The organism is Carnobacterium sp. FSL E2-0243 (genome assembly GCF_038003605.1).
GTDB classification, from domain to species: domain Bacteria; phylum Bacillota; class Bacilli; order Lactobacillales; family Carnobacteriaceae; genus Carnobacterium; species Carnobacterium maltaromaticum.
Genome location: NZ_JBBOPM010000001.1, coordinates 2,285,495 through 2,308,409, shown reverse-complemented (window position 1 = coordinate 2,308,409; position 22,915 = coordinate 2,285,495). Strand labels below are relative to the sequence as shown.

At 35.3% G+C, this 22,915-nt stretch carries 24 protein-coding genes; all 24 read left to right on the top strand.

The features are described from left to right. Positions 1-63 precede the first annotated feature (63 nt). The 24 genes from MHI00_RS10855 (at position 64) to ftsA (ending at position 22,832) form a co-directional block, all read left to right on the top strand. A complete protein-coding gene (locus tag MHI00_RS10855) occupies positions 64-618 on the top strand; it encodes a hypothetical protein (RefSeq protein WP_010053386.1) in 555 nt (184 codons plus the stop codon). A 233-nt stretch (positions 619-851) separates the two neighbouring features. Next, entirely contained in the window at positions 852-1,433 is a 582-nt protein-coding gene (lepB, locus tag MHI00_RS10850) for a signal peptidase I (protein WP_056999953.1), read from the top strand. 294 nt (positions 1,434-1,727) lie between these two features. Further along, positions 1,728-2,264 (top strand): YqeG family HAD IIIA-type phosphatase, encoded by a 537-nt coding sequence (locus MHI00_RS10845; protein WP_010053390.1) that lies wholly within the window; start codon positions 1,728-1,730, stop codon positions 2,262-2,264. Then, a complete protein-coding gene (gene yqeH, locus MHI00_RS10840) occupies positions 2,251-3,384 on the top strand; it encodes a ribosome biogenesis GTPase YqeH (RefSeq protein ID WP_015075979.1) in 1,134 nt (377 codons plus the stop codon). Before MHI00_RS10845 ends, yqeH begins: the two co-directional genes overlap by 14 nt. A gap of 49 nt (positions 3,385-3,433) precedes the next feature. Further along, positions 3,434-3,751, top strand: a complete 318-nt coding sequence (gene yhbY, locus MHI00_RS10835; RefSeq protein WP_010053393.1) for a ribosome assembly RNA-binding protein YhbY — start codon at positions 3,434-3,436, stop codon at positions 3,749-3,751. A 19-nt stretch (positions 3,752-3,770) separates the two neighbouring features. Next, positions 3,771-4,403 carry a nicotinate-nucleotide adenylyltransferase gene (locus MHI00_RS10830; protein WP_016356382.1) on the top strand — a complete coding sequence of 211 codons (633 nt, stop codon included), beginning with the start codon at positions 3,771-3,773 and terminating at the stop codon, positions 4,401-4,403. A gap of 7 nt (positions 4,404-4,410) precedes the next feature. Continuing rightward, positions 4,411-4,998: a bis(5'-nucleosyl)-tetraphosphatase (symmetrical) YqeK gene (gene yqeK, locus MHI00_RS10825; RefSeq protein ID WP_445662562.1), complete on the top strand. Its 588-nt coding sequence runs from the start codon at positions 4,411-4,413 to the stop codon at positions 4,996-4,998. Between the two features lie 11 nt (positions 4,999-5,009). Continuing rightward, positions 5,010-5,369 (top strand): ribosome silencing factor, encoded by a 360-nt coding sequence (gene rsfS, locus MHI00_RS10820; protein WP_015075982.1) that lies wholly within the window; start codon positions 5,010-5,012, stop codon positions 5,367-5,369. A 2-nt stretch (positions 5,370-5,371) separates the two neighbouring features. Beyond that, positions 5,372-6,109: a class I SAM-dependent DNA methyltransferase gene (locus MHI00_RS10815; protein WP_010053400.1), complete on the top strand. Its 738-nt coding sequence runs from the start codon at positions 5,372-5,374 to the stop codon at positions 6,107-6,109. A gap of 235 nt (positions 6,110-6,344) precedes the next feature. Next, on the top strand, positions 6,345-8,114 hold the full coding sequence (gene recQ / locus MHI00_RS10810) for a DNA helicase RecQ (RefSeq protein WP_341113583.1): 1,770 nt from the start codon (positions 6,345-6,347) through the stop codon (positions 8,112-8,114). 49 nt (positions 8,115-8,163) lie between these two features. Beyond that, complete coding sequence (locus MHI00_RS10805) at positions 8,164-9,342, top strand: nucleotidyltransferase (protein ID WP_341113580.1); 1,179 nt, start codon at positions 8,164-8,166, stop codon at positions 9,340-9,342. Between the two features lie 234 nt (positions 9,343-9,576). After that, positions 9,577-10,137: a YceD family protein gene (locus MHI00_RS10800; RefSeq protein ID WP_010053404.1), complete on the top strand. Its 561-nt coding sequence runs from the start codon at positions 9,577-9,579 to the stop codon at positions 10,135-10,137. A 74-nt stretch (positions 10,138-10,211) separates the two neighbouring features. Further along, positions 10,212-10,391, top strand: a complete 180-nt coding sequence (gene rpmF, locus MHI00_RS10795) for a 50S ribosomal protein L32 (protein ID WP_010053406.1) — start codon at positions 10,212-10,214, stop codon at positions 10,389-10,391. A 155-nt stretch (positions 10,392-10,546) separates the two neighbouring features. Continuing rightward, on the top strand, positions 10,547-10,921 hold the full coding sequence (locus MHI00_RS10790; RefSeq protein WP_010053407.1) for a DUF3397 domain-containing protein: 375 nt from the start codon (positions 10,547-10,549) through the stop codon (positions 10,919-10,921). 324 nt (positions 10,922-11,245) lie between these two features. Beyond that, entirely contained in the window at positions 11,246-11,677 is a 432-nt protein-coding gene (mraZ, locus tag MHI00_RS10785) for a division/cell wall cluster transcriptional repressor MraZ (protein WP_010053408.1), read from the top strand. Between the two features lie 16 nt (positions 11,678-11,693). After that, on the top strand, positions 11,694-12,647 hold the full coding sequence (gene rsmH, locus MHI00_RS10780; RefSeq protein ID WP_010053409.1) for a 16S rRNA (cytosine(1402)-N(4))-methyltransferase RsmH: 954 nt from the start codon (positions 11,694-11,696) through the stop codon (positions 12,645-12,647). A gap of 39 nt (positions 12,648-12,686) precedes the next feature. After that, complete coding sequence (ftsL2, locus tag MHI00_RS10775; protein WP_015075985.1) at positions 12,687-13,064, top strand: cell division protein FtsL; 378 nt, start codon at positions 12,687-12,689, stop codon at positions 13,062-13,064. Beyond that, positions 13,061-15,250, top strand: coding sequence for a penicillin-binding transpeptidase domain-containing protein (locus MHI00_RS10770; protein WP_341113574.1), 2,190 nt, complete (start codon positions 13,061-13,063; stop codon positions 15,248-15,250). Before ftsL2 ends, MHI00_RS10770 begins: the two co-directional genes overlap by 4 nt. Before the next feature lie 21 nt (positions 15,251-15,271). Beyond that, complete coding sequence (locus MHI00_RS10765) at positions 15,272-16,747, top strand: UDP-N-acetylmuramoyl-L-alanyl-D-glutamate--2,6-diaminopimelate ligase (protein WP_015075987.1); 1,476 nt, start codon at positions 15,272-15,274, stop codon at positions 16,745-16,747. 188 nt (positions 16,748-16,935) lie between these two features. Then, the gene (mraY, locus tag MHI00_RS10760; protein ID WP_010053414.1) at positions 16,936-17,901 is read left to right on the top strand and encodes a phospho-N-acetylmuramoyl-pentapeptide-transferase; all 966 of its coding nucleotides are present in this window, start codon (positions 16,936-16,938) and stop codon (positions 17,899-17,901) included. A 17-nt stretch (positions 17,902-17,918) separates the two neighbouring features. Next, positions 17,919-19,301 carry a UDP-N-acetylmuramoyl-L-alanine--D-glutamate ligase gene (murD, locus tag MHI00_RS10755; protein ID WP_341113569.1) on the top strand — a complete coding sequence of 461 codons (1,383 nt, stop codon included), beginning with the start codon at positions 17,919-17,921 and terminating at the stop codon, positions 19,299-19,301. Between the two features lie 27 nt (positions 19,302-19,328). After that, the gene (gene murG, locus MHI00_RS10750; RefSeq protein ID WP_341113567.1) at positions 19,329-20,426 is read left to right on the top strand and encodes an undecaprenyldiphospho-muramoylpentapeptide beta-N-acetylglucosaminyltransferase; all 1,098 of its coding nucleotides are present in this window, start codon (positions 19,329-19,331) and stop codon (positions 20,424-20,426) included. A 34-nt stretch (positions 20,427-20,460) separates the two neighbouring features. Beyond that, a complete protein-coding gene (locus MHI00_RS10745; RefSeq protein ID WP_016356385.1) occupies positions 20,461-21,369 on the top strand; it encodes a cell division protein FtsQ/DivIB in 909 nt (302 codons plus the stop codon). A gap of 146 nt (positions 21,370-21,515) precedes the next feature. After that, on the top strand, positions 21,516-22,832 hold the full coding sequence (ftsA, locus tag MHI00_RS10740) for a cell division protein FtsA (protein WP_015075992.1): 1,317 nt from the start codon (positions 21,516-21,518) through the stop codon (positions 22,830-22,832). Positions 22,833-22,915: the final 83 nt, after the last annotated feature.

Sequence of the window (22,915 nt, the reverse complement as noted above, 5' to 3'; positions counted from 1 at the left end):
ACGCTATAATGAATTTATATATGTGTCAAGACATGTGTAAATTCATTTATGTGGAGTGGTTATTTGAAGACAGGGAAAGTTCAGCGCCTGACGATTTCGGCGTTATTAATTGCAGTAGGGATTCTAATCCCGATGTTTAGTCCGGTGAGATTTATGATGGAGCCTGTTTCCTTTACACTAGGAAGTCATGTTGCTATTTTTATTGCCATGTTTATCTCACCTTCAGTTGCGGTGGCAGTTGCATTAGGAACTACTTTTGGATTTTTTATTGGTGGTTTTCCAATTATTATTGTAATGCGAGCGTTGTCTCATGTGCTATTTGCTTTAGTAGGTGCATTAATTTTAAAGAAATACCCAACTATTTTGAAATCGCCTGTTAAATCTCAAATTTTTTCACTTGGAATAGGTATTATTCATGGAGCAGCAGAAGTCGCTGTTGTAGCTGTATTTTATTTTACGGGAAATGCGGCCGGCACATTCTATAGTCAAGGGTTTATGCAATCGATAATCCTGCTTGTCGGAGTGGGTTCGGTTGTTCATAGCATGATTGATTTTGCTTTAAGTTACATTATTTGGCGAGGATTAACCGCAAGAAGAAGTCCATTAACAAATAAATAATTAAGAATTTACTAAATTAATGTATTTTTAAACAAGGATAGAAATAGAACTAAACTTAAAACAGACTATATAAACACTGCCATATAGGGAATAGTTAATTTATGGAATCAAAATATATTCACTTTTTTCAACTAACTAAGCAAAAATAAAAAATAATAAAGCTATCTCCTTACGATTAATTTGGTATAATAATTTTGTCAGTATGATTTTAATTTAAAGGGGTTTAGTTAGTTATGAGCAAAAAAATGAATGGGAAATCAAATTCTCGAGGATTTATAAGAGAGCTTTTTAGTACTCTGATAACTTTAGCTGTGGCATTAACAGTGGTTTTATTATTACGAACATTCATTTTTTCACCGGTTATTGTTAAAGGAGAGTCAATGAGTCCGACGTTAGCTAACAGTGACAGAATTTTGCTCTTGAAAATGGAAAAGGTCAAACGATTTTCGATTGTTACTTTCCCTGCTCCAGATGATCCGAGTCAGAATTATGTGAAACGGGTAATTGGTTTACCTGGAGACAGTATTTCTTATAAAAATGATGTCCTAGAAATCAACGGTAAAGCCTATGAAGAACCCTATCTTGATGAGTATAAAGCTCAGTTACCTGAAAGAACTCTTTTAACAAATGATTTTACTTTAGAACAAATCACGGGTGATGAAGTTATTCCTGAAGGAGAATACCTTGTGTTAGGTGATAACCGACAAAATTCAAAAGATAGCCGAATGATTGGCTACATTAAAGCTGATGACATTCAAGGTGTGGCTGATTATCGCATCTGGCCTATCAAAACATTTGGTCGAATTGATCAATAACTAAAAATTAGATTGTTATTCAAATAGAATAGCACTCTAATTTTTTTGATTTAAAAAAGAAAAAAACCAACTGAATAATCAAGCCGCTTTTCATCATACACAACTTGATTTGGAAATTTTATCGTAGACTACTGTAACTTATTCCATCTTTTTTCATTAAAAATAGTTTGACAAATCATAGGAAATAAATTAAATAGGTGAAATTTCCTTGAAAGTAGCGTATAATAAAGCGAATAAGAAAAGCGGTGGAGTGCTGATTGATTAGTGCTCCTATTTTAATGTTAAGGAGAGCTTATGTTTACTAAATTCAAACCAACGTGGATGGTCGAAGCCATTTATCAAATTACACCAGAACAATTAAAAAAACGCAATTTTAAAGCTGTATTAACAGATTTAGATAATACGCTAATTGCTTGGAACAACCCTGACGGTACAGAAGAATTGTTACTTTGGATTGAAGAAATGAAAAATGCTGGGATCCCAGTTGTCGTGATTTCAAATAACAAAGCAGTACGAATTGAGCGAGTTGTAAATCAATTAGGTTTAAAATATGTACAAAGAGCAATGAAGCCATTAACAAAAGGTTTTAAAGAAGCTCAAAAATTAGTTGATTTGCCTAAAGACCAAATTTTAATGGTTGGTGATCAAATTATGACAGATATTCGTGGGGCAAATGCAGCTGGAATTCAAAATGTTTTAGTCAAGCCAGTTGTAGAATCAGATGCTTGGAATACAAAATTTAATCGTGCAATGGAACGTCGTATTATGAAATATCTATGGAAAAAACATCCTGAAATGAGTTGGAGGAAAACAATCGATGACAACGAATGAAGTTGATTTAAATGAAGAAATCCGCTGTATCGGCTGTGGAGCAGTTATTCAAACAAATGCTCCAGGGGAACTAGGTTATACACCTGTTTCAGCACTTGAAAAAGGATTAGAAAATGGTGAAGTGTACTGTCAACGTTGCTTTAGATTGCGCCATTACAATGAGATTCAAGATGTACAACTAACCGATGATGATTTTTTGAGATTATTAAATGAAATCGGAGCAGAGGACGCGTTGATTGTAAATGTCATTGATATTTTTGATTTCAATGGAAGTTTGATTCCAGGTTTGCATCGCTTTGTTGGCAATAACCCTGTGTTGTTAGTCGGAAATAAAGTTGATTTGCTGCCACATTCATTAAAACGTGGCAAAATGACTCAATGGTTGCGAGAGCGTGCACATGAAGAAGGTTTACGACCTAAAGATGTTATTTTAACCAGTGCAATGAAACCTAAAGAAATGGATGATTTGCTAAAAACCATTGAAAAATATCGTGAAGGTCGTGATGTATTTGTTGTGGGTGTAACAAATGTTGGGAAATCAACATTAATCAACCAAATCATAAAAAATACAGCAGGAGTTGCAGATGTTATTACGACTTCTCAATTTCCAGGGACAACCTTAGATCGAATTGAAATCCCGTTAGATGATGGAAAAAGCTTGATTGATACACCAGGGATCATTCATCGCCATCAAATGGCGCATGTACTAGGTGATAAAGATTTGAAATTAATTGCTCCTAAAAAAGAGATTAAGCCAATGGTCTATCAATTAAACGAAGGTCAAACATTATTTTTTGGTGGTGTGGCTCGTTTTGATTATATTCAAGGTGGCAGACGTTCATTTACATGTTATACTTCTAATGACTTGAAAATTCACCGTACGAAGTTAGAAAAAGCGGATGAACTATACGCAAATCATGTTGGTGAAATGTTGCAACCACCTCGTAAAGATGAGGTTGATAATTTCCCAGAACTTGTCCGTTTTGAATTCTCAGTTAAAGAACGTAGCGATATTGTTTTTGCTGGTCTAGGGTGGGTAACAGTCAATGAACCAGGAGCTGTTGTAGCTGGATGGGCACCAAAAGGTGTGGACGTAGTCATTCGTAAATCATTAATTTAAAAGAAAATAACTACTTGGTTTGAGCTAAGTGGATGGAGTGAAGTATTAAATGAAGTTAACAGGAAAACAAAAAAGATTTTTACGTAGCCAAGCGCACCATTTAACCCCTATTTTTCAAGTTGGTAAAGGTGGATTAAATGACGATATGGTGAAACAAATTGGCGAAGCTGTTGAAAAAAGAGAGCTGATTAAAGTTAGTTTATTACAAAACACAGATGAAGAAGTAGATGATGTTGCCCTTGCTTTAGAAAAAGCCTTAAAAGTTAATGCTGTGCAAGTGATTGGTCGTGTTATTGTCTTATTCAAACCTTCATCACAAGAAAAATATCAACGAATTTCAACGGAATTGCCTCGAGCAAGCCGTTAAATAGTAGTAAAGAGGTTAGGTGATTAATGTGCAAAGTCAAACGAATGTGTTAACTGAAGTAGAATCATTACCAGAAGAGCGAATTCGAGTAGGCATTATTGGTGGAACATTTAACCCACCTCATATTGGTCATTTAGTGATTGCAGACCAAGTTTGCCAACAACTAGGCTTAGATAAAGTTTATTTTATGCCAGATGCTAATCCGCCTCACATTGATAAAAAAGAAGCTATTGCAGCTGAACATCGAGTTGCAATGGTCGAAAAAGCGATTGAAGACAATCCCTTATTTGGATTAGAAAGTTGTGAAATCCAACGTGGTGGTATTAGTTATACTTTTGATACAATGCTAGAATTAACAAAAGCTCATCCCGAAATTGACTATTATTTTATTATTGGTGGTGACATGGTTGATTATTTGCCAAAATGGTATCGAATTGACGAGTTGATTCAAATGGTACAATTTGTAGCAGTAAAAAGACCTAATTACGCCGATAGTAGTCCGTATCCACTTATCTGGGTAGATGTTCCAGCCATGGAAATCAGCTCAACAGGATTACGAAAAAAAATTAAAAATGGCTGTTCAGTTCAGTATTTAATTCCTGATAAAACCTTAGCTTATATTAAGGAAAAGGAGTTGTATCAAAATGACTAAGTCCGATATGGTTTATGGAAATCAGTACTTTCGTTTAGATCGAATTTCATTATTAGAACGTGTTCAGATGCAAATGAGTGAACGCCGTTTTAAACACGTTTTAGGTGTAGAAGAAATGGCCATTGCTTTAGCTGGTCGCTACGGAGCTAGTCTAGAAGCGGCGAGTATTGCTGCCTTGACTCACGACTATGCAAAAGAGCGTGATTCAGATGAGATGCGTGAAATTATTCAGCGTGAAGGGTTTCCTTTAGAGCTTCTAGAGTATGGCAATGAAATTTGGCATGGGCCAGTGGGAGCCTATCTTGTTCAGAAGGAACTTGGGATTGATGATGAAGATATTTTGAATGCCATTCGTCATCATACTGTAGGAGCAAGCGAGATGTCACTTTTAGAAAAAATTATTTATGTAGCAGATTACATTGAGCCAGGAAGAGATTTTCCAGGTGTTGCTGAAGCTAGAAAATTGGCTATCACTGATCTCGATGCTGCTGTTGCTTTTGAAACGAAGCATACGCTACTGTATCTAATTGAAAAAAATGCAAAGATTTGCCCATTAACCATTGCAACCTACAATAGCTGGGTTGTTAAATCATAGGAGGAACTAATTTGACATTATCAAGCGAAGAAGTATTAAAAATTGCCGTAAAGGCAGGAGACGACAAGCGTGCTGAGGATATTATGGCCTTAGATGTACGTACAATTTCAATCTTGGCAGACTATTTTGTCGTTATGCACGGAAATAGTGAAAAACAAGTTGAAGCAATTATGAATGAAGTGATTGACAATGCAGAAGCAGCTCATGTTGAAGTGAAACGAGTTGAAGGACGCGATTCAGCGAAATGGATTTTAATTGATTTAGGTGATGTAGTTGTTCATGTCTTCCATTATTCAGAACGTGCTTTTTACAACTTAGAAAAATTATGGAGTGACGCTCCACTAGTTGATATTAGTGAAATGGTCAGCTAATTATGAGTTATCAAACTTTTGCTCAAGTTTATGATGCAATTATGGATGATTCATTATATGAAGACTGGCTATCCTTCGTTCAACAAGAAATCAAGAACGAGGGACAAAGTCTTCTTGAATTAGCTTGCGGAACAGGTGCTTTAGCTGTGACATTGAAAGAAGCTGGATTTGATGTAACGGGTTTAGACTTATCAGAGAACATGTTAAGTTTAGCGAATGAACGCGCGCTGAAAAAAGGGCTAAAGCTACCTTTATTGGAAGGCAACATGCTTGATTTATCTGAGATAGGTCACTATAAAGTGGTGACTTGTTTTTCCGATTCAATTTGCTATATGCCAGATGACGAAGCTGTTTTAAAAGTTTTCCAAGAAGTTTTTTCAATTTTAGAAAATGGTGGAACATTCCTATTTGATGTCCATTCAACGTACCAAATTGACGAAATTTTTCCAGGTTATATGTATAATGACCAATCCGAAGAAATCAGTTTTTTATGGACGAGCTACGAAGGTGAAAACCCACATAGCATTGAACATGACTTAACCTTTTACGTTTTAAATGCAGAAACATCTTTGTATGAGCGCTTTGATGAACGCCATTACGAGCGAACATACCCAATTGAAGACTTTCTAACCATGTTAAAAGTAGCAGGTTTCAGTCGTGTAAAAGTAACCACAGATTTTGGGAGAGCAGCTGTTACAAAAGAAAGCACAAGATGGTTCTTCACCTGTGAAAAAGATTAAAGATAAAAAGCTCGTTGAGTCGTTTAGGCTCGGGAGAAAAATAGGGGAATTTGATGTGGCGCTTTTTGCCACCTCGAACTTCCATCTTTTTTTCGAAGGTTTGGTCCAAAGAAGCTGGATTAAAAAATTAAATGGTGTTAGTAAGGTTGAAATTAAAAGGCTATGGACTTTGTCCCAGCCTCTTTTTCTTCATTAAAAAATAATACGATTACATACATAAGAAGGAGGGACCTTTTTGGAAGAACAAGCAGTCAAGTTGTTAAATGAAATTTATGGATATTCTGATTTTAGAAATGGTCAAAAAGAAATTATTTCTAAAGTTTTACATGGTCAAGATGCATTAGCGATTATGCCAACAGGTGGAGGTAAATCAATTTGCTATCAAATTCCAGCACTGGTTTTTTCAGGCTTGACTATTGTGATTTCGCCATTGATTTCTTTAATGAAAGATCAAGTTGATGCTTTATTAGAATTAGGAATCCCAGCAGCATATGTCAACAGTACGCTGTCTACAAAAGAAATGAATCAACGTTTACGAGATGCAGCAGACGGAGCATATAAACTATTGTATGTAGCACCAGAACGTTTTCAAACGGAAGAGATTCATTATTTAATGCAATCTGTTCAAGTTGATTTGATTGCCATTGATGAAGCGCATTGTATTTCTCAGTGGGGACATGATTTTAGACCAAGCTACTTAGCTTTGTGCGAAACACTTGCGGGGATGGTTCAACGTCCAACCGTACTAGCATTAACTGCTACTGCAACACCAGTTGTTTCCGAAGATATTATCAAATTGCTTGGAATATCTGAAGAAAATTGTGTCAAAACAGGATTTTCAAGAAAAAATTTAGCTTTTCAAGTTGTCAAAGGTCAAGATCGAAATCGATATCTCTTAGATTATTTAAAGCTAAATGATGGACAATCTGGAATTGTTTATGCAAGTACGAGAAAAGAAGTTGAACGAATTCATCAATTGCTCCTGTCTAAAGGAATCCAATCAGGCATGTATCACGGTGGTATGGGTGAGCAAGTTCGTAATGTAGCCCAAGAAGCTTTTCTATACGATAAAACGACTGTGATGGTGGCGACAAATGCATTTGGGATGGGGATTGATAAAAGTAATGTGCGCTTTGTTATTCACTATCAGATTCCAAAAAATATAGAAGCCTATTATCAAGAAGCCGGTCGTGCGGGTCGGGATGGACTAGATAGTGATGCTATTCTGCTATTTTCTCCCCAAGATATGATGATTCAACAATTTTTTATTGATCAGTCAGAAATGAATGAAGAATTAAAGAAATATGAATATGCCAAATTACGTGAAATGGCTCAGTATGGTTCGACTCAAATGTGTTTACAACGATTTATTGTACGTTATTTTGGGGAAGATTGTCCTGATTGTGGAAGATGTAGCAACTGCTTAGACGATCGTGAAGCAGCAATTATTACTTTAGAAGCTCAAAAAGTGTTATCTTGTGTTAAACGTATGGGAGAAACATTTGGAAAATCGATGATAATGAAGGTTTTAACTGGTTCAAAAGACCAAAAAATTAAGCAGTGGAACTTTGAAGAACTTTCAACTTATGGTTTAATGAAAGGTGTGCCTCAAAAAGAGGTCACACAATTAATTGATTATTTGACAGCTGAAAAATATTTGAGCCCTACAGATGGACAATTCCCCATTTTGAAAGTAACAACTAAAGGCGTTGCAGTTTTAAAAGGTGAAGAAGAAGTAACAAGAAAGCAAGCGAAAGTTGCTGAAAAAGTTGCGGTTGATGATGTTTTATTTGATCAATTACGTGAAGTTCGAAGTCAGTTGGCTAGTGAACACAAAGTTCCCCCTTATATTATTTTTTCAGATGAAACGTTGCGTGAAATGTGCCAAAAATTACCAACAAATGATGAAGAAATGTTAACAGTTAAGGGGATTGGTGAAAATAAGCTTGAAAAATATGGCAATTATTTCTTAGAAATATTGTTGACAGCCAAAACAGTTAAATAAATAGTATGGCTGGGATAAAAAGTTCAAATAGATGGGAGGGTGTATAATTATGAAGAGTTGTGGAGTTATTGTTGAATACAATCCTTTTCATAATGGCCATCGTTACCACATTCAACAGGCGCGTTTAAAAAGTGGAGCTGATGTTGTCATTGCTGTGATGAGTGGCAATTTTTTGCAACGAGGAGAACCCGCATTGCTAGATAAATGGGCAAGAGCTGAAATGGCTTTAGCAGCTGGAATAGATATTGTAGTTGAATTACCAGTTTATTCAAGTGTGCAAGCGGCTGATTACTTTGCAGAAGGGGGAATCGCCTTACTTCATGCTCTTCAGTGTGATAGTTTCTGCTTTGGTTCTGAAAATGGGAAAGAAAAAGATTTTCAACAAGTGGCTAAATGGTTGATTGATGAAAAAGAAGCCTTTGATCTAGCATTCCAAATGGTTAAGAATTCAGGTTCTTCCTATGCGGCTCAAGTTGAAGCTTTATTAAAAGAAGTGTATCCTACTTTAAGTTTAAATCTTAGTGAACCAAATAATGCGTTGGGTTTAAGTTATGCTAAAGCCAATTTAGCCTACCCAAAACCAATGGAGATGTATACAATTAAGCGCGAAAAAGCCGGTTATCATGAGACAACTATCCAAGATCTAGAATTCGCTAGCGCAACCGCTATTCGTAAAAGTTTAATTAAAAAAGAGAGTACGGTTGAATCGGTTATGCCGGCCAGTAGCTTGGAGTTAGTTAATCAGGAAAAATTTGTTAGTTGGGAAAATTATTGGCAGCTGTTACGGTATCAAATTATGGTTAGTACGGTTGATGATTTGCAGCAAATTTACCAAATGAATGAAGGTATTGAATTTCGCTTGAAAGAAAAAGTGAAAGAAGCTGAGACTTTTACTGAATTCATTGGGTTAGTTAAAAATAAGCGTTATACCTGGACAAGGATTCAGAGACTGTGTATCTATATTTTGTTACAATTGAAAAAAACGGATGTTGAAGCTTCTGTAGAGGGGTTAAAAGCTATTCGAGTCTTAGGGTTCACGGAACAAGGTAGAAGCTATTTAAAAGCCAAAAAAACAAAGGTTGAGTTGCCAATTGTAACGAACTTGAATGCAGCCAATAAAAACTTTTTTGACTTAGATATTCGTGCAGGATTTATCTATCAATTAGGAAATCCACACATTTCCCCACAAGATTATCGCAGAAAACCTATTTATCAAATAAAAAGTTAAATTAGATAGGTAACTGAGTAATTAAAAAGATAACGTTTGATTTAAATATAGTAGATAGAAAATTTATAGAAAAAAAGAAACATTCTATAAATAAGTTTTTTTTAATAATTCGCAAGAATGGTGAAAAAGTCTATGAAAGCCATAGATGACTGAGTTTCCCTGTAAGGTAAAATACATTGACAAAGGGGCTTACAACTAGTATAATTACCATTGTTGCTTTAGGAGTGATGGAAAATGAAATGGTCATTAATAGAATTGCAAAAATATCGCAATGAACCGCTACTTTTTTCTGAGACTGTTGAGTTGAAAAAATCATTAATGGAACGTGATTCTGAAATTTTAGACGTTAGCCCTATCAAAATTGATGGAACACTAATCGTTGAAAAAGAAGAAGTTATCGCCCACTTGGTTATTTCACTTGGTTTAACTATGCCCTCAGCAAGATCGTTAAAACCGGTGTTGGTTCCGATGTTAATTGAAGCAAATGAAATTTATGTTCCAAAAAACGTAACAGACTTTGCCGCTAATGAAAGAGAAGAAACGGTTATTTATTTAGATAAAGACCTGATTGACTTGACAGAAGCAGTTGAAGATACGATTCTTTTAAACCTTCCTTTACAGGTTTTTACACCTGAAGAAGAAGCTGAAGATGATATGCCAAGTGGAAACGGTTGGGAAGTTGTTTCAGAAGAAGAATACGTTATGCGTTTGGAAGAGCAAAAATCACAAAGTGTGGATCCTCGTTTTGCTGGTCTAGCTGATTTGTTTTCGGACAACACTGACAACGACCAATAGCAAAATTGGAATAAATCGCTTCTACTCTAACCCTAGGCATAAAGAGAAGCAATTATTATAAGGAGGTGTAGATCATGGCAGTACCAGCTAGAAGAACATCAAAAGCGAAAAAAAATAGACGTCGTACGCATTATAAATTGGAAGTTCCAGGCATGAACCCATGTCCTAACTGTGGCGAACTGAAAAAGAGCCACCACGTATGTCCAGCATGTGGACAATATGACGGTAAAGAAGTAATAAGTAAAGAAGCTTAATACTTAGGAAAAACACCTTTTGAGACCATGGCTCAAAGGTGTTTTTTTGTTCTTTGTTTTGATTGAATAATATCGTTAGTGTTTTCTTATTTTTCATTTCATAGTACAATAAGAGTCGAATATGCAAAAAATAATGTTAGAAAGGGTGGTAGTTGTTGAAAATTCCATTTACAATTGCGGAAATCGCTTTTTATATTGCTCCAGTTTTATTCTTACTTATACTTAAAAGCTTAATTCGTAAACGGTTAATTATCCGACATGTTGCTATTAAGCCACCAGATGTTTTAGTGCCATTTTTATTGATTGGTATTCATATTTTAAGCGAGATGACACTCAAGTTTAGTTTGCTGCCTTATTTTGCTATTTTTATGCTAAGTTTAGGGATTGTGATTGTCTGTTTAATGGCGTATAAAAAAGGCGAAATTTTATTTAGCCGCTTTTTTAAAACATTTTGGCGTTTCTTGTTCTTATTTTCTTTCTTAATGTATTATATTTTAGTCGGATTAAATATTGCGCATCACTTTATTTAGGTAAAAATGAATTAAATAACGGAATTTCAAATAGATTTAGCTAAAAAATGTACTATTTTTAGCTAAATCTATTTTTTTTTGGAATTTTATCTCATTTATAAATATGTATCAAGTTTAAAAAGGGAGCATTGGTATTCTTTTTCATGCTGTATTTGGGAAAATCCCCCACTTTTATTTATCAAATTTTCTTAATGAAATCCTTGGTTTTAATAGAGTTTCTAAGAATTTTATTATTTTTGTCTAAATTTTAGGTTTATAGTGGTGGAAAGTGGGGGGATGTGGTAGACTAAAAATAGTTCTTATAATATGGGGGTGAGTGTAGACATGTTGATGGGTGAATTTAAACATAACATCGATGCTAAAGGTCGATTGATTATGCCAGCAAAATTCCGAGAGGATTTAGGCGAGAAATTTATCATTACTAGAGGGATGGATGGTTGTTTGTTTGGTTACCCACAAAACGAATGGTCTGCACTGGAAGAAAAACTGAAACAACTACCCTTAGCTAAGAAAGACGCTCGTGCTTTTACACGTTTTTTTTACTCAGCTGCTACAGAATGTGAACTTGATAAACAAGGAAGAATAAATATTCCACAAACACTCAGAGAACACGCTGACTTAGAAAAGGTTTGTCATGTTATTGGTGTTTCAGATCGTATCGAGATTTGGAGCCAAGAGCGTTGGACGAAATTTTCTGATGAAGCTGAAGAAAGCTTTGATGATATTGCTGAAAATATGATTGATTTTGGATTTTAAAAAAGGTGGAAATAATATGACAACATTTAATCACGAAACCGTATTGTTACATGAAACAGTTGACGGTTTAGCTCTAAAACCAGATGGCGTATATGTAGATTGTACTCTTGGTGGAGCAGGACATAGTGAATATTTACTTTCACAACTAAGCGAAGAGGGTCATCTTTATGCCTTTGATCAAGATGAACGAGCTTTAGAAAATGCTAAAATACGTTTGGCACCTTTTGTTGAAAAAGGTATGGTTACATTTATCAAATCAAATTTTAGATTTATTAAAGAAGAATTAAATCAAATCGGTATCTTTGAAGTAGACGGTATTCTTTATGATTTAGGTGTTTCTTCCCCACAACTAGACGAGGCTGAACGTGGCTTTAGTTACCATCAAGACGCTCCTTTAGATATGCGAATGGATACACAGGCACCGTTGACAGCCAAAGAAATTGTGAACACATGGAGTTACCATGAGTTGATTCGGATTTTTTATCGGTATGGAGAAGAAAAATTTTCCAAACAAATTGCTCGAAAAATAGAAGCAGCTCGTGAAGTTGCACCAATCGAAACAACTGGTGAACTAGTTGAATTGATTAAAGAGGGAATTCCAGCCCCAGCTAGAAGAAAAGGCGGACACCCTGCTAAGCGTGTTTTCCAAGCAATCCGAATTGCGGTCAATGATGAGTTGTCAGCCGTAGAAGACTCGTTAGAAGCGGCTATTTCATTAATTAAAGTCGGAGGACGAGTGAGTGTGATAACTTTTCATTCATTAGAAGATCGAATTGTAAAATCAATATTTAAAGAACATTCTGCGTTGCCAGAATTGCCACCAGGTTTGCCTGTGATGCCAACTGAATTTCAACCAGAATTGAAATTAGTTAATCGTAAACCAATTATACCGACTGAAGAAGAGTTAGAACAAAACAATCGAGCGCGTAGTGCAAAACTAAGAATTGCAGAAAAACAAAAGGAAAAATAAGGACAAAAATCAAACTGTCAATGAAAGGATGTAAAATATATGGTATTAACAAATAATTTAGCTAGAGAACTTGAAATAGATGTCCCTTTGCGTTCCCCAGAAATCCCAAAAGAGTCGCCGGTACATATGCCAGCACCTCGAAAAGCTGGCGTAACCAAACTTGAGAAGTTAATGCTGATTGTAGTCGGTGTGACTGCATTCATGTTAATGGCAGTCTGTATCTCTCAAGAAATCAGTATCTCATCTAAAAATAGAGGGATCCAAGATACGACAGTTGCTATTTCAGATACAAAAAATGTCAACGACAATTTAGCTCAAGAAATTCAAGAGTTGTCACGTTATGACCGTGTTTATGATATTGCGTTAAAAGCTGATTTAAAAATGAATCAAAACAATGTTAGGAATGTAACAAAATGAAAAAAAATAAAAGCCCTCAAAAAAATAGAAAACAAATAGCTATGATATTATTCTTTTTGACCATTTTTCTATTTGTTGTATTTATTAGCCGTTTTTCCTATGTGATGGTTAAGGGGCAAATTAATGGGGAAGACTTAGCTGAAAAAGTTAATAATCTCTATACAAGAAGTAGTGTACTCAAAGCAAATAGAGGAACCATCTATGATATAGATGGAAAACCCATTGCGATGGATGCTGCTTCTTATTCTTTAGTTGCCGTTTTGACGGATAAGTGGTCGACAAAAGAGAATCCTAACTATGTTAAAGATAAAGAAAAAACGGCGGAAGTGATTTCTCAGAACATCCCTTTAAGTAAAGAAGCCGTACTAGAGATTCTGAATCGAAAAGGTGAAGATGGGAAACCTCTGGCTCAAGTAGAATTTGGTAATGAAGGTAAAGATTTAAGCTATGAAACGAAAGTAACGATTGAAAAAACAAAATTACCAGGCTTAGTATTTACAGAAACGCCTAAACGTTTGTATCCTAATGGTGTTTTTGCTTCTAATTTAGTTGGAATTGCGTCACTTCCTACTAAAACAGATGAAGATACTGCTGATTTTGTACCTGGAACAGAACTTGTAGGTGAAATGGGAATTGAACAAGCTTACAATAAATTGTTAACAGGAACACCAGGTAAATATGAATTCAAAACAGATAATTTTGGTTATGCTTTGCCAAATTCAAAAGTTAAAGAAGTCAAAGCGAAAGACGGATCTGACATGTATTTAACATTGAATAATCGTCTCCAAGTTTATATGGAAAGCAAAGTAGCTGAAATTGCAGCTAAGTATCAACCCGAAACCATGACAGCAACATTGATGAATGCTAAAACAGGTGCTATTATTGCAACGACCCAAAGCCCGACTTTTAATGCAACTACGAAAGAAAATATTGATAAAAGTTGGCGTAATATGCTTGTTGAAGATAGTTTTGAGCCAGGTTCAACAATGAAAGTCTTGACTTTAGGGGCAGCAATTAATGAAGGTGTCTTTAATCCAAATGAAACGTTTCTTTCTGGAACAAAAACGATTGAAGGAGGCCAAATTCGCGACCATAATGGTGGAGTTGGTTGGGGTCATATTTCTTATTTAGAAGGATTACAACGTTCTAGTAACGTGGCTTTCTCTAATTTAGTTGAAAAGATGGGGAATGATACGTGGAAAAAATATATGACGGACTTTGGTCTTGAAAAATCAACAGATTCTGGCTTACCTAATGAAGCTATTGGGAAAATAGGTTTTGATTATCCTTTAGAAAAAGCCAATACTGCCTTTGGACAAGGGTTAACAGTAACTGATTTCCAAATGCTTCAAGCCTTTTCAGCAGTGGCAAACAAAGGCAAGATGATGAAACCTTATTTTGTCGATCGAACTGTGAATCCGAATACTGGTGAAGAAAAAGTAACCCAGCCAACAGTTGTGGGACAACCGATTACAGCTGAAACGGCACAAAAAGAGTTGGAATATCTACAAGAAGTCGTTTATGGAGAAAATGGTACTGGACAAGCCTACAAAATTGATGGTTATAAAATTGCTGCTAAAACAGGAACAGCAGAAATTGTTGACCCTACAACTGGTTTGTATGCAACTGGAGATAACAATTATGTCTTTTCAGTAGTAGGAATGGCACCCGCTGAAGACCCAGAATTAATTATGTACATTACGATGAAGCAACCACAAGTCTATGATGGAACGATAACTGGTGGTGGCATGATTGCAGAAGTCTTTAACCCTGTAATGAAGCGTGCTTTACAATATCAAGAATTAGGAAAACAAGCTGAAATAGAAGAAAATAATCAAGTTGTGATGCCTCGTGTGATGGGGAGTTTGAAAGAAGAAGCCCGCCAAAAATTAGAAGAAAACAAATTGAATGTGACGATTATTGGAAATGGTGATACAATAGTACAGCAAATGCCTTTACCAGATGAACCTGTTTTAGAAGGACAAAGAGCAATGCTGTTAACCAACGGTGCAATGACAATGCCAAATATGACCGGTTGGTCTAAGAATGATGTGTTAAAAGTGTCTGAAATGACCGGACAAAAATTTAAAATTGTGGGAGACGGATTTGTAACAACTCAAAGCTTAGCTGAAAATTCTAGCATGGAAGGCGTTGCAGAGATTGAAGTTACATTAGTTGCCCCATAAGAATAAGAAAAGGTGAAATCAATGAAAGCCAGTAATTTGATTGCAAGTATTCAGTTTAAACGATTATCAAAAGAATTACCAAAAGACTTGGAGATTAATAGCATCACACAAGATACAAGAGAGATTACGGAAGGTTCGTTATTTGTTTGTATTACAGGAGCCTTGTTTGATGGCCATCAATTTGCGCAAGATGCTGTTGAAAAAGGTGCCGTTTTATTAATAGCAGAAAAACCAATAGATGTTTCTGTTCCAGTTATTTATGTGGCCAATGCCAACCGTGCAATGGCTATAGTGGCTGATGCCTTTTATGACCACCCAAGTCAGGATTTTAGAATTATAGGCGTTACAGGTACAAATGGGAAGACAACGATTACTCATTTGATTGATCAAATATTTAGAGATCATCAAGAAGTAACTGGTGTGATTGGTACAATGTATCGTCGTATTGGAAATACAACTTTTGAAACCAAAAATACAACACCAGATAGTTTAACGTTGCAAAAAACATTTGCAGAGATGCGACAAAAAAATGTAACGACATGCGCTATGGAGGTTTCTTCCCATTCATTAGTCCAAGGACGTGTTTGGGGAACAGATTTCGACATCGCTGTATTTACAAATTTAAGTCAAGACCATTTAGAATATCATCATACAATGGAAGAGTACGCTCATGCCAAGAGTTTATTGTTTTCTCAACTAGGGAATATTTACAATCCTGAAAAACCTAAATATGCTATCTTGAATATGGATGATCCAGTGGGGCGTGATTTTAGAAAAATGACTGCTGCCGAAGTTTTAACTTATGGAATAGAAGAAGCTGCTGATTTTAGAGCTAACTCAATTGAAATAACCAATCATGGAACTCGTTTTTTACTAGAATTTAATGGGAAAGAATACCCTGTTCATTTACAATTAGCAGGAAAGTTCAATATTTTGAATGCTTTAGGAGCAATTGGTGCAGCTTATGCAGCTGGGCTTGAATTAGAAACGATCATTTCTTCATTAGAAGGGATTAGTGGTGTTCGTGGCCGTTTTGAACTAGTCAAAGGACCACAAGATTTTGCTGTAGTAGTAGACTATGCTCATACACCAGATGGTTTGTTAAATGTACTAACGACAATCAATGAGTTTAAAACTGGCGATGTATACTGTGTAGTTGGTTGTGGCGGAGATAGAGATAAGACCAAACGTCCAAAAATGGCTCGAATTGCGATGGATTATGCGGATCATGTTATTTTTACTTCCGATAATCCTAGAACTGAAGACCCTAATGAAATTTTAAAAGATGTTGTAGCTGAGCTAGGTAGCGATGAAAGCTATCTACTTGAAGTCGACCGTCGTAAGGCAATTGAGTTAGCGGTGAAAAAAGCGCAGGCAAATGATATTATTTTGATTGCCGGAAAAGGTCACGAGGATTACCAAATTATCGGTACAACAAAACATCATTTTGATGACGTTGAAGAAGCTAAAAAAGCTATTGAAACATTTTATAAGTAAAATTAAAATCAATTAATTTATTTTTAAGAAATCCTTCATAAGAGGAGAACGGCTTAATAAGTATGATATAATTTTTAATTAGGACAAAAAGTTTAATACGTTTATAAAAGCTTAGAAAACCTAGTTATTCAGTATAAAAAGCTAGCAATTTTGTTGCTAGCTTTATTAAAACAATAGGAGCGGTTAAAATGCACTGGACAGAAATGTTAATGCCATTTGTAAGTAGTTTTGCACTTACAATTATGGTTATGCCAATGTTTATTGGCTATTTTAGGATGAAACAAATTGGACAAGTGACTAGAGATGAAGGGCCAAAATGGCATGAAGTGAAAACAGGTACACCAACAATGGGTGGAGTTGTTTTTATTATTGCCACATTGATTACTGCAGTTTGGGTTGGTATTTGGCAAGGAGCATTGACCTTATCTTTAGGATTACTTCTATTTATTCTGGCTTTATACGGAGTGCTAGGCTTTTTAGATGATTTTATCAAAGTATTTAAAAAAAGAAATTTAGGTTTGACATCTAAACAAAAACTAATCGGTCAAATCATAGGTGGTATTATCTTTTTTATTGTTTTTAAATATGAAGGTTTAGCCACTAAAATTGCTTTCCCGTTTATTGGTTCAATTGATATTGGCTGGTTATATGGTATATTTGTTATTTTTTGGTTAGTCGGATTTTCTAATGCAGTTAATTTAACAGATGGTTTAGATGGATTAGTTGCTGGGACGGCAAGCATTGCGTATGGTACTTATGCAGTAATAGCATGGCATCAACAACAAACAGATATCTTAATTTTTTGTGTAACAATTGTTGGTGGTTTAGTTGGATTCTTTTTCTTCAATAAAAAGCCAGCTAAAATATTTATGGGAGATGTTGGTTCTTTAGCTTTAGGCGGTGGTTTAGCGGCCGTTTCTATTTTATTGCACCAAGAATGGTCTCTACTTTTAATTGGTTTAATTTTTGTGATTGAAACCGCCAGTGTGATGATTCAAGTAACATCATTTAAATTGACGGGTAAACGAGTCTTTAAAATGAGCCCTATTCACCATCACTTTGAAATGAGTGGTTGGAGCGAATGGCGCGTTGTTTTAACATTCTGGTCAGTTGGTTTACTTGCAGCAATTGTTGCATTACTAGTCATTCTTTAAGAAGAGGGGTAGAGACGTTGAAAAAAATTACTACGTATGAAAATAAAAAAGTTTTAGTTGTTGGTTTAGCTTTAAGTGGGGTAAATGCAGCAAAATTATTACACGAATTAGGTGCATTGGTTACAGTAAATGATTATAAAAGTTTTGAAGAAAATCCTGAAGCACAAGAATTGTTGGAATCAGGAATTCGCGTTGTAACAGGAGGTCATCCCGTTGAATTACTGGATGAAGACTTTGAATTGGTTGTGAAGAATCCAGGAATTATGTACAACAATCCAATTGTCCAAAGAGCGGTTGAAAAAGGAATTCCAGTCATTACTGAGGTAGAGTTAGCCTATGAAGTTTCTGAAAGCCAAATGATTGGAATTACTGGTACAAATGGAAAAACAACGACAACAACAATGATTGCTGAAATTTTAAATTTTAATCGTAAAAAAGGTCATGCTTATGTTGCTGGAAATATAGGAATGCCAGCTAGTTTAGTGGCGCAAACAACAACACCAGAAGATGAAATCATTATTGAACTTTCAAGCTTTCAACTAATGGGTATTACAAAAATGAAGCCAAGTATTGCGGTGATTACAAATATTTTTGAAGCGCATATTGACTACCATGGAACGCGTGAAGAATACGTGGCTGCTAAATGGCGGATCACTGAAAATCAAACTGAAGAAGACTATTTAATTTTAAATTGGGATCAAGAAGAGTTAAGAGAGTTGGCAAAAACTAGTAAAGCGAAAATTATTCCATTTTCTAGAAAAGAAGTCTTAGCTAATGGTGCCTATTTAAAAGGCGATATGATTTATTATCAGGATGAAGAAATTATGGATAAAAAAGCGATTCTGATTCCTGGTGAGCATAATGTTGAGAATGCTCTTGCAGCAATTGCAGTAGCAAAACTACTAGGTCAAAGTAATGAGAATATCGTTGGTCTATTGACTACATTTGCTGGAGTAAAACATAGAACTCAATTCGTAACAGAGTACAAAACACGAAAATTCTATAATGATTCTAAAGCAACAAATATTTTAGCTACAGAAAATGCGTTAAAAGGTTTTACAGACCCAGTCATTTTATTAGCAGGCGGATTGGACCGTGGAAATGGATTTGATGAGTTGATTCCTGCCTTACGTAACGTTCAAGCGTTAATTGTATTTGGTGAGACAGCGGCTAAATTAGAAGAAGCTGGAAAAGCTGCAGGCGCAAAAGAAATTCATGTCGTACAAAATGTTGAAGCAGCAGTTCCGGTTGCTTATGAGTTGAGTACAGAAAAATCTGTTATTTTACTTTCACCTGCTTGTGCAAGTTGGGATCAATACCGTAGCTTTGAAGTTCGTGGAGATGTATATATCAAAGCAATTGAGCAATTGATTAGTGATTTAAAAGAACAGGAGGAGTAGTTTTTTTATAAAAACTACGGCTAAATTATGAAAATTATTTTATCAGGTGGTGGAACTGGTGGACACATTTATCCAGCACTTGCCTTAATTAGACGATTAAAAGAAGTCAATCCTAGTGTTGAAATTATGTACATTGGAACTGAAAAAGGCTTAGAAAAAAAATTGGTTGAAAAAGCTGGTATTGCATTTAAATCAGTTGAAATTCAAGGTTTTAAACGTTCGCTTTCATGGTCAAATGTTAAAACGATTCAACTTTTTTTCAAAAGTGTCGCTGATTCAAAAAAACTTGTAAAAGAGTTTAAACCAGATGTTGTAATTGGTACAGGTGGCTATGTTTGTGGTCCAGTAGTTTATGCAGCAGCTAAACTAGGTGTTCCAACTATTATCCATGAGCAAAACAGTGTTGCAGGAGTAACCAATAAATTTTTAAGTAAATTTGTGTCAAAAATCGCACTATGTTTTGAAGAAGCGCGTGGAGAATTTCCTAAAGTACCAGAAAAAGTTGTTTTGACAGGGAATCCTAGAGGCCAAGAAATGTTGGCTGTCGTTAAGTCTGACATTTTAGCTGAATACGATTTAAATCCTGAGCTACCTACATTGTTGATTTTTGGTGGAAGCCGAGGTGCGCGACGAATTAATGAAGCTTTTATTGAAGCCTTGCCACAACTAGTTGGAAAAGATTTTCAGATTCTATTTGCAACTGGTGAAGTTCACTATCAAAAAATTAGTAATGAACTGACTATATTAGATGTTAAAAATAACAATATATCTGTGGTGCCGTATATTTATAATATGCCTGAAGTTTTTGCCAATGTGTCATTAGTGATGGCCCGTAGCGGAGCGACTAGTTTAGCCGAATTAACTGCGCTAGGATTACCAAGTATCTTGATCCCTAGTCCGTATGTTACAAATGATCACCAAACTAGAAATGCAGAAAGTTTAACTCATAATGGAGCAGCTGTTATGGTACCAGATGCTGAGTTAACAGGAGATCGATTGATTAAAGAAGTCGATCGACTGATGACAGATACTCTTGCTAGAAATAAAATGGCAGAAGCGGCTAAAAAAATGGGTATAACAGATGCAAGTGACCGAATAATTGCGTTGATTAGCGAAGTAGTATAAACTATAAAAATAACATTGATTGGAGTGAGGCTGAATGGCAAATTGGAATAAAAGACGTCCGTATCAAAAAGAGTCAAAACAGTCTCCTCAGTCGATGACACCTTGGGAAAAAATGCAACAAGCGTCAAACGGGAATAGTGTGGAGCAAGAAGTTCAACCCAAAAATCAACCTAAAAAGAAAAAACGTGAGAAAAAAGTTGTTTCGATGGAAGATAAACTGCCTCGTTTAAAAGAGTTAAGACGAAAAAAAATGTATCGACGTTTATACACGTTAATTTTTTTATTTTCTTTTGCAATTTTTTTGATTGTGTATTTTATTTCTCCCTTCAGCCGAATTGAAACAATCTCGGTTGTTGGAGCAAATGAAGTCACAGATCAAGCCGTTATTGATGCGAGTCGATTGAAGTCAGGCGATTCATTATGGTCCAATTTTTTTGAGCGAAAAAAAATTGCTCAAAAAATTGAAAATCAGTTGGAGCAAGTCAAATCAGCAACCCTCCAATTTGATGGATTAAATAGTTTTAAAATTGCCGTTAAGGAATACAAAACGGTGGCTTATTTAGCTAAAGATAATGAGTATCATAATATTTTAGAAAATGGCAAAATTGTAAAGGAAAGTCGAAAAGTATCAATTGGAAATCCACCGATTTTTGTCGACTTTAAAGAAGGTCCAGCATTGGATGAAATGATTTTACAATATAGTCAATTAAGTACAAATATCAAAAATAGCATTTCAGAAATTCAATTTACCCAAAGTGATTCAGATGATTATTTAATTACATTGAATATGAATGATGGAAATCAAGTTGTTGCAAGTATTCCAAGTTTTGCAGAACAAATGGCCTATTACCCAGATGCTGTTAAAAAAACTGATGGACAGAAGGGTATTATTAACATGGAAGTTGGAATTTTTTTCAAGGCTTTTGAAGAAAAAGCGAAATAAAATCGTTGTAAATGAAAAAACAAGGGGAACAAAGAAAAAAAACGGTTAAATGCTTCGTAAAATAGCCGTAGATATGGTAAAATTAAAATTATCTATAAAGAATTTATAACTTAAACATTTAAATACGTGAATGGAGGTTTCAATGAATGGGAAATACAGGGATTTATGTGAGTCTAGATATTGGAACCACTTCAATAAAAGTAGTTGTAGCTGAATTTGTGAATGGTCAAATGAATATTATTGGTGTTGGAAATGAAAAATCTGAAGGCTTAAGCCGCGGGATTATTGTTGATATTGATCAAACAGTTGATTCAATCAAAAAAGCGATTAAACAGGCGGAAGAAAAAGCCAATATTGATATCAGAAATGTCATCGTAGGTATTCCAGCAAATAATGTCAAAATTGAGCCTTGTCACGGTATGATTGCTGTATCTGGTGATAATCGTGAAATTACTGAAATTGATGTGGAAAATGTTATGGCTGCAGCGATGGTTAAATCTGTTCCACCTGAAAGAGAAATTATTGCTGTTATTCCAGAAGAATTTGTCGTAGATGGTTTTTCTGAAATACGTGACCCAAGAGGCATGATTGGTGTGCGACTAGAAATGCATGCAACGATGATAACTGGACCTAAAACTATTTTACATAACACTAAACGTTGTGTCGAAAAAGCAGGTTTACAAATCGAAGAAGTTGTTTTACAACCGCTAGCAATTAGCAGTGCAGCAATGACGAAGGAAGAAGCAAAATTTGGTACTATTTTAATCGATCTAGGTGGTGGTCAATCGACTGCCGCAGTTATGCATGATAATCAATTGAAATTTACCTTTGTTGATCCTGAAGGTGGCGAGTATGTATCAAAAGATATTTCAGTTATTTTGAATACATCATTCGATAGTGCTGAACGAATTAAACGCGAGTATGGTTTTGCTTTACCAGAAGAAACTTCGCCAGACGAATATTTCCCAGTAGATGTTATTGGTAAAAATGAACCAGTGCGCATTGATGAGCAATATTTATCTGAGATTATTGAAGCTCGTCAACTGCAAATATTTGATAAAATTAAAGCTGAATTAGATGCAGTTGGAGCAAGAGAATTACCAGGCGGTATTGTGATAACCGGTGGGGCAGCAGCTTTACCAGGTTTAATAGAATTAGCAAAAGATGTTTTTGAAATCAATGTTAATTTATACGTACCTGATCAAATGGGAATGAGGTTTCCAACATTTTCAACTGGGATTGGTTTGATTGAGTATGTAGCCAATCTAGATGAAATTCATGCGATTGCTAAAGGTCGTGGGAAAGGAAGCACATACACCTCGGCTCAACCGCAAAAGCAAACTAGTCATGTTGAATATGAAACAGAAGAGGTAGTAAAAGAAAAACCTGTTAAGAAGCCTAAGAATGAAGAAGATAAATTTACAAATAAAGCAAAAAATTTCTTTACAAACTTTTTTGATTAATTTAAAAAAATAAATAATTTAAATAAAAAAGCAGGACTTGCCCCGTTAGAAATAAACGGCCAATGAGCTTTTAAATTAAGCTA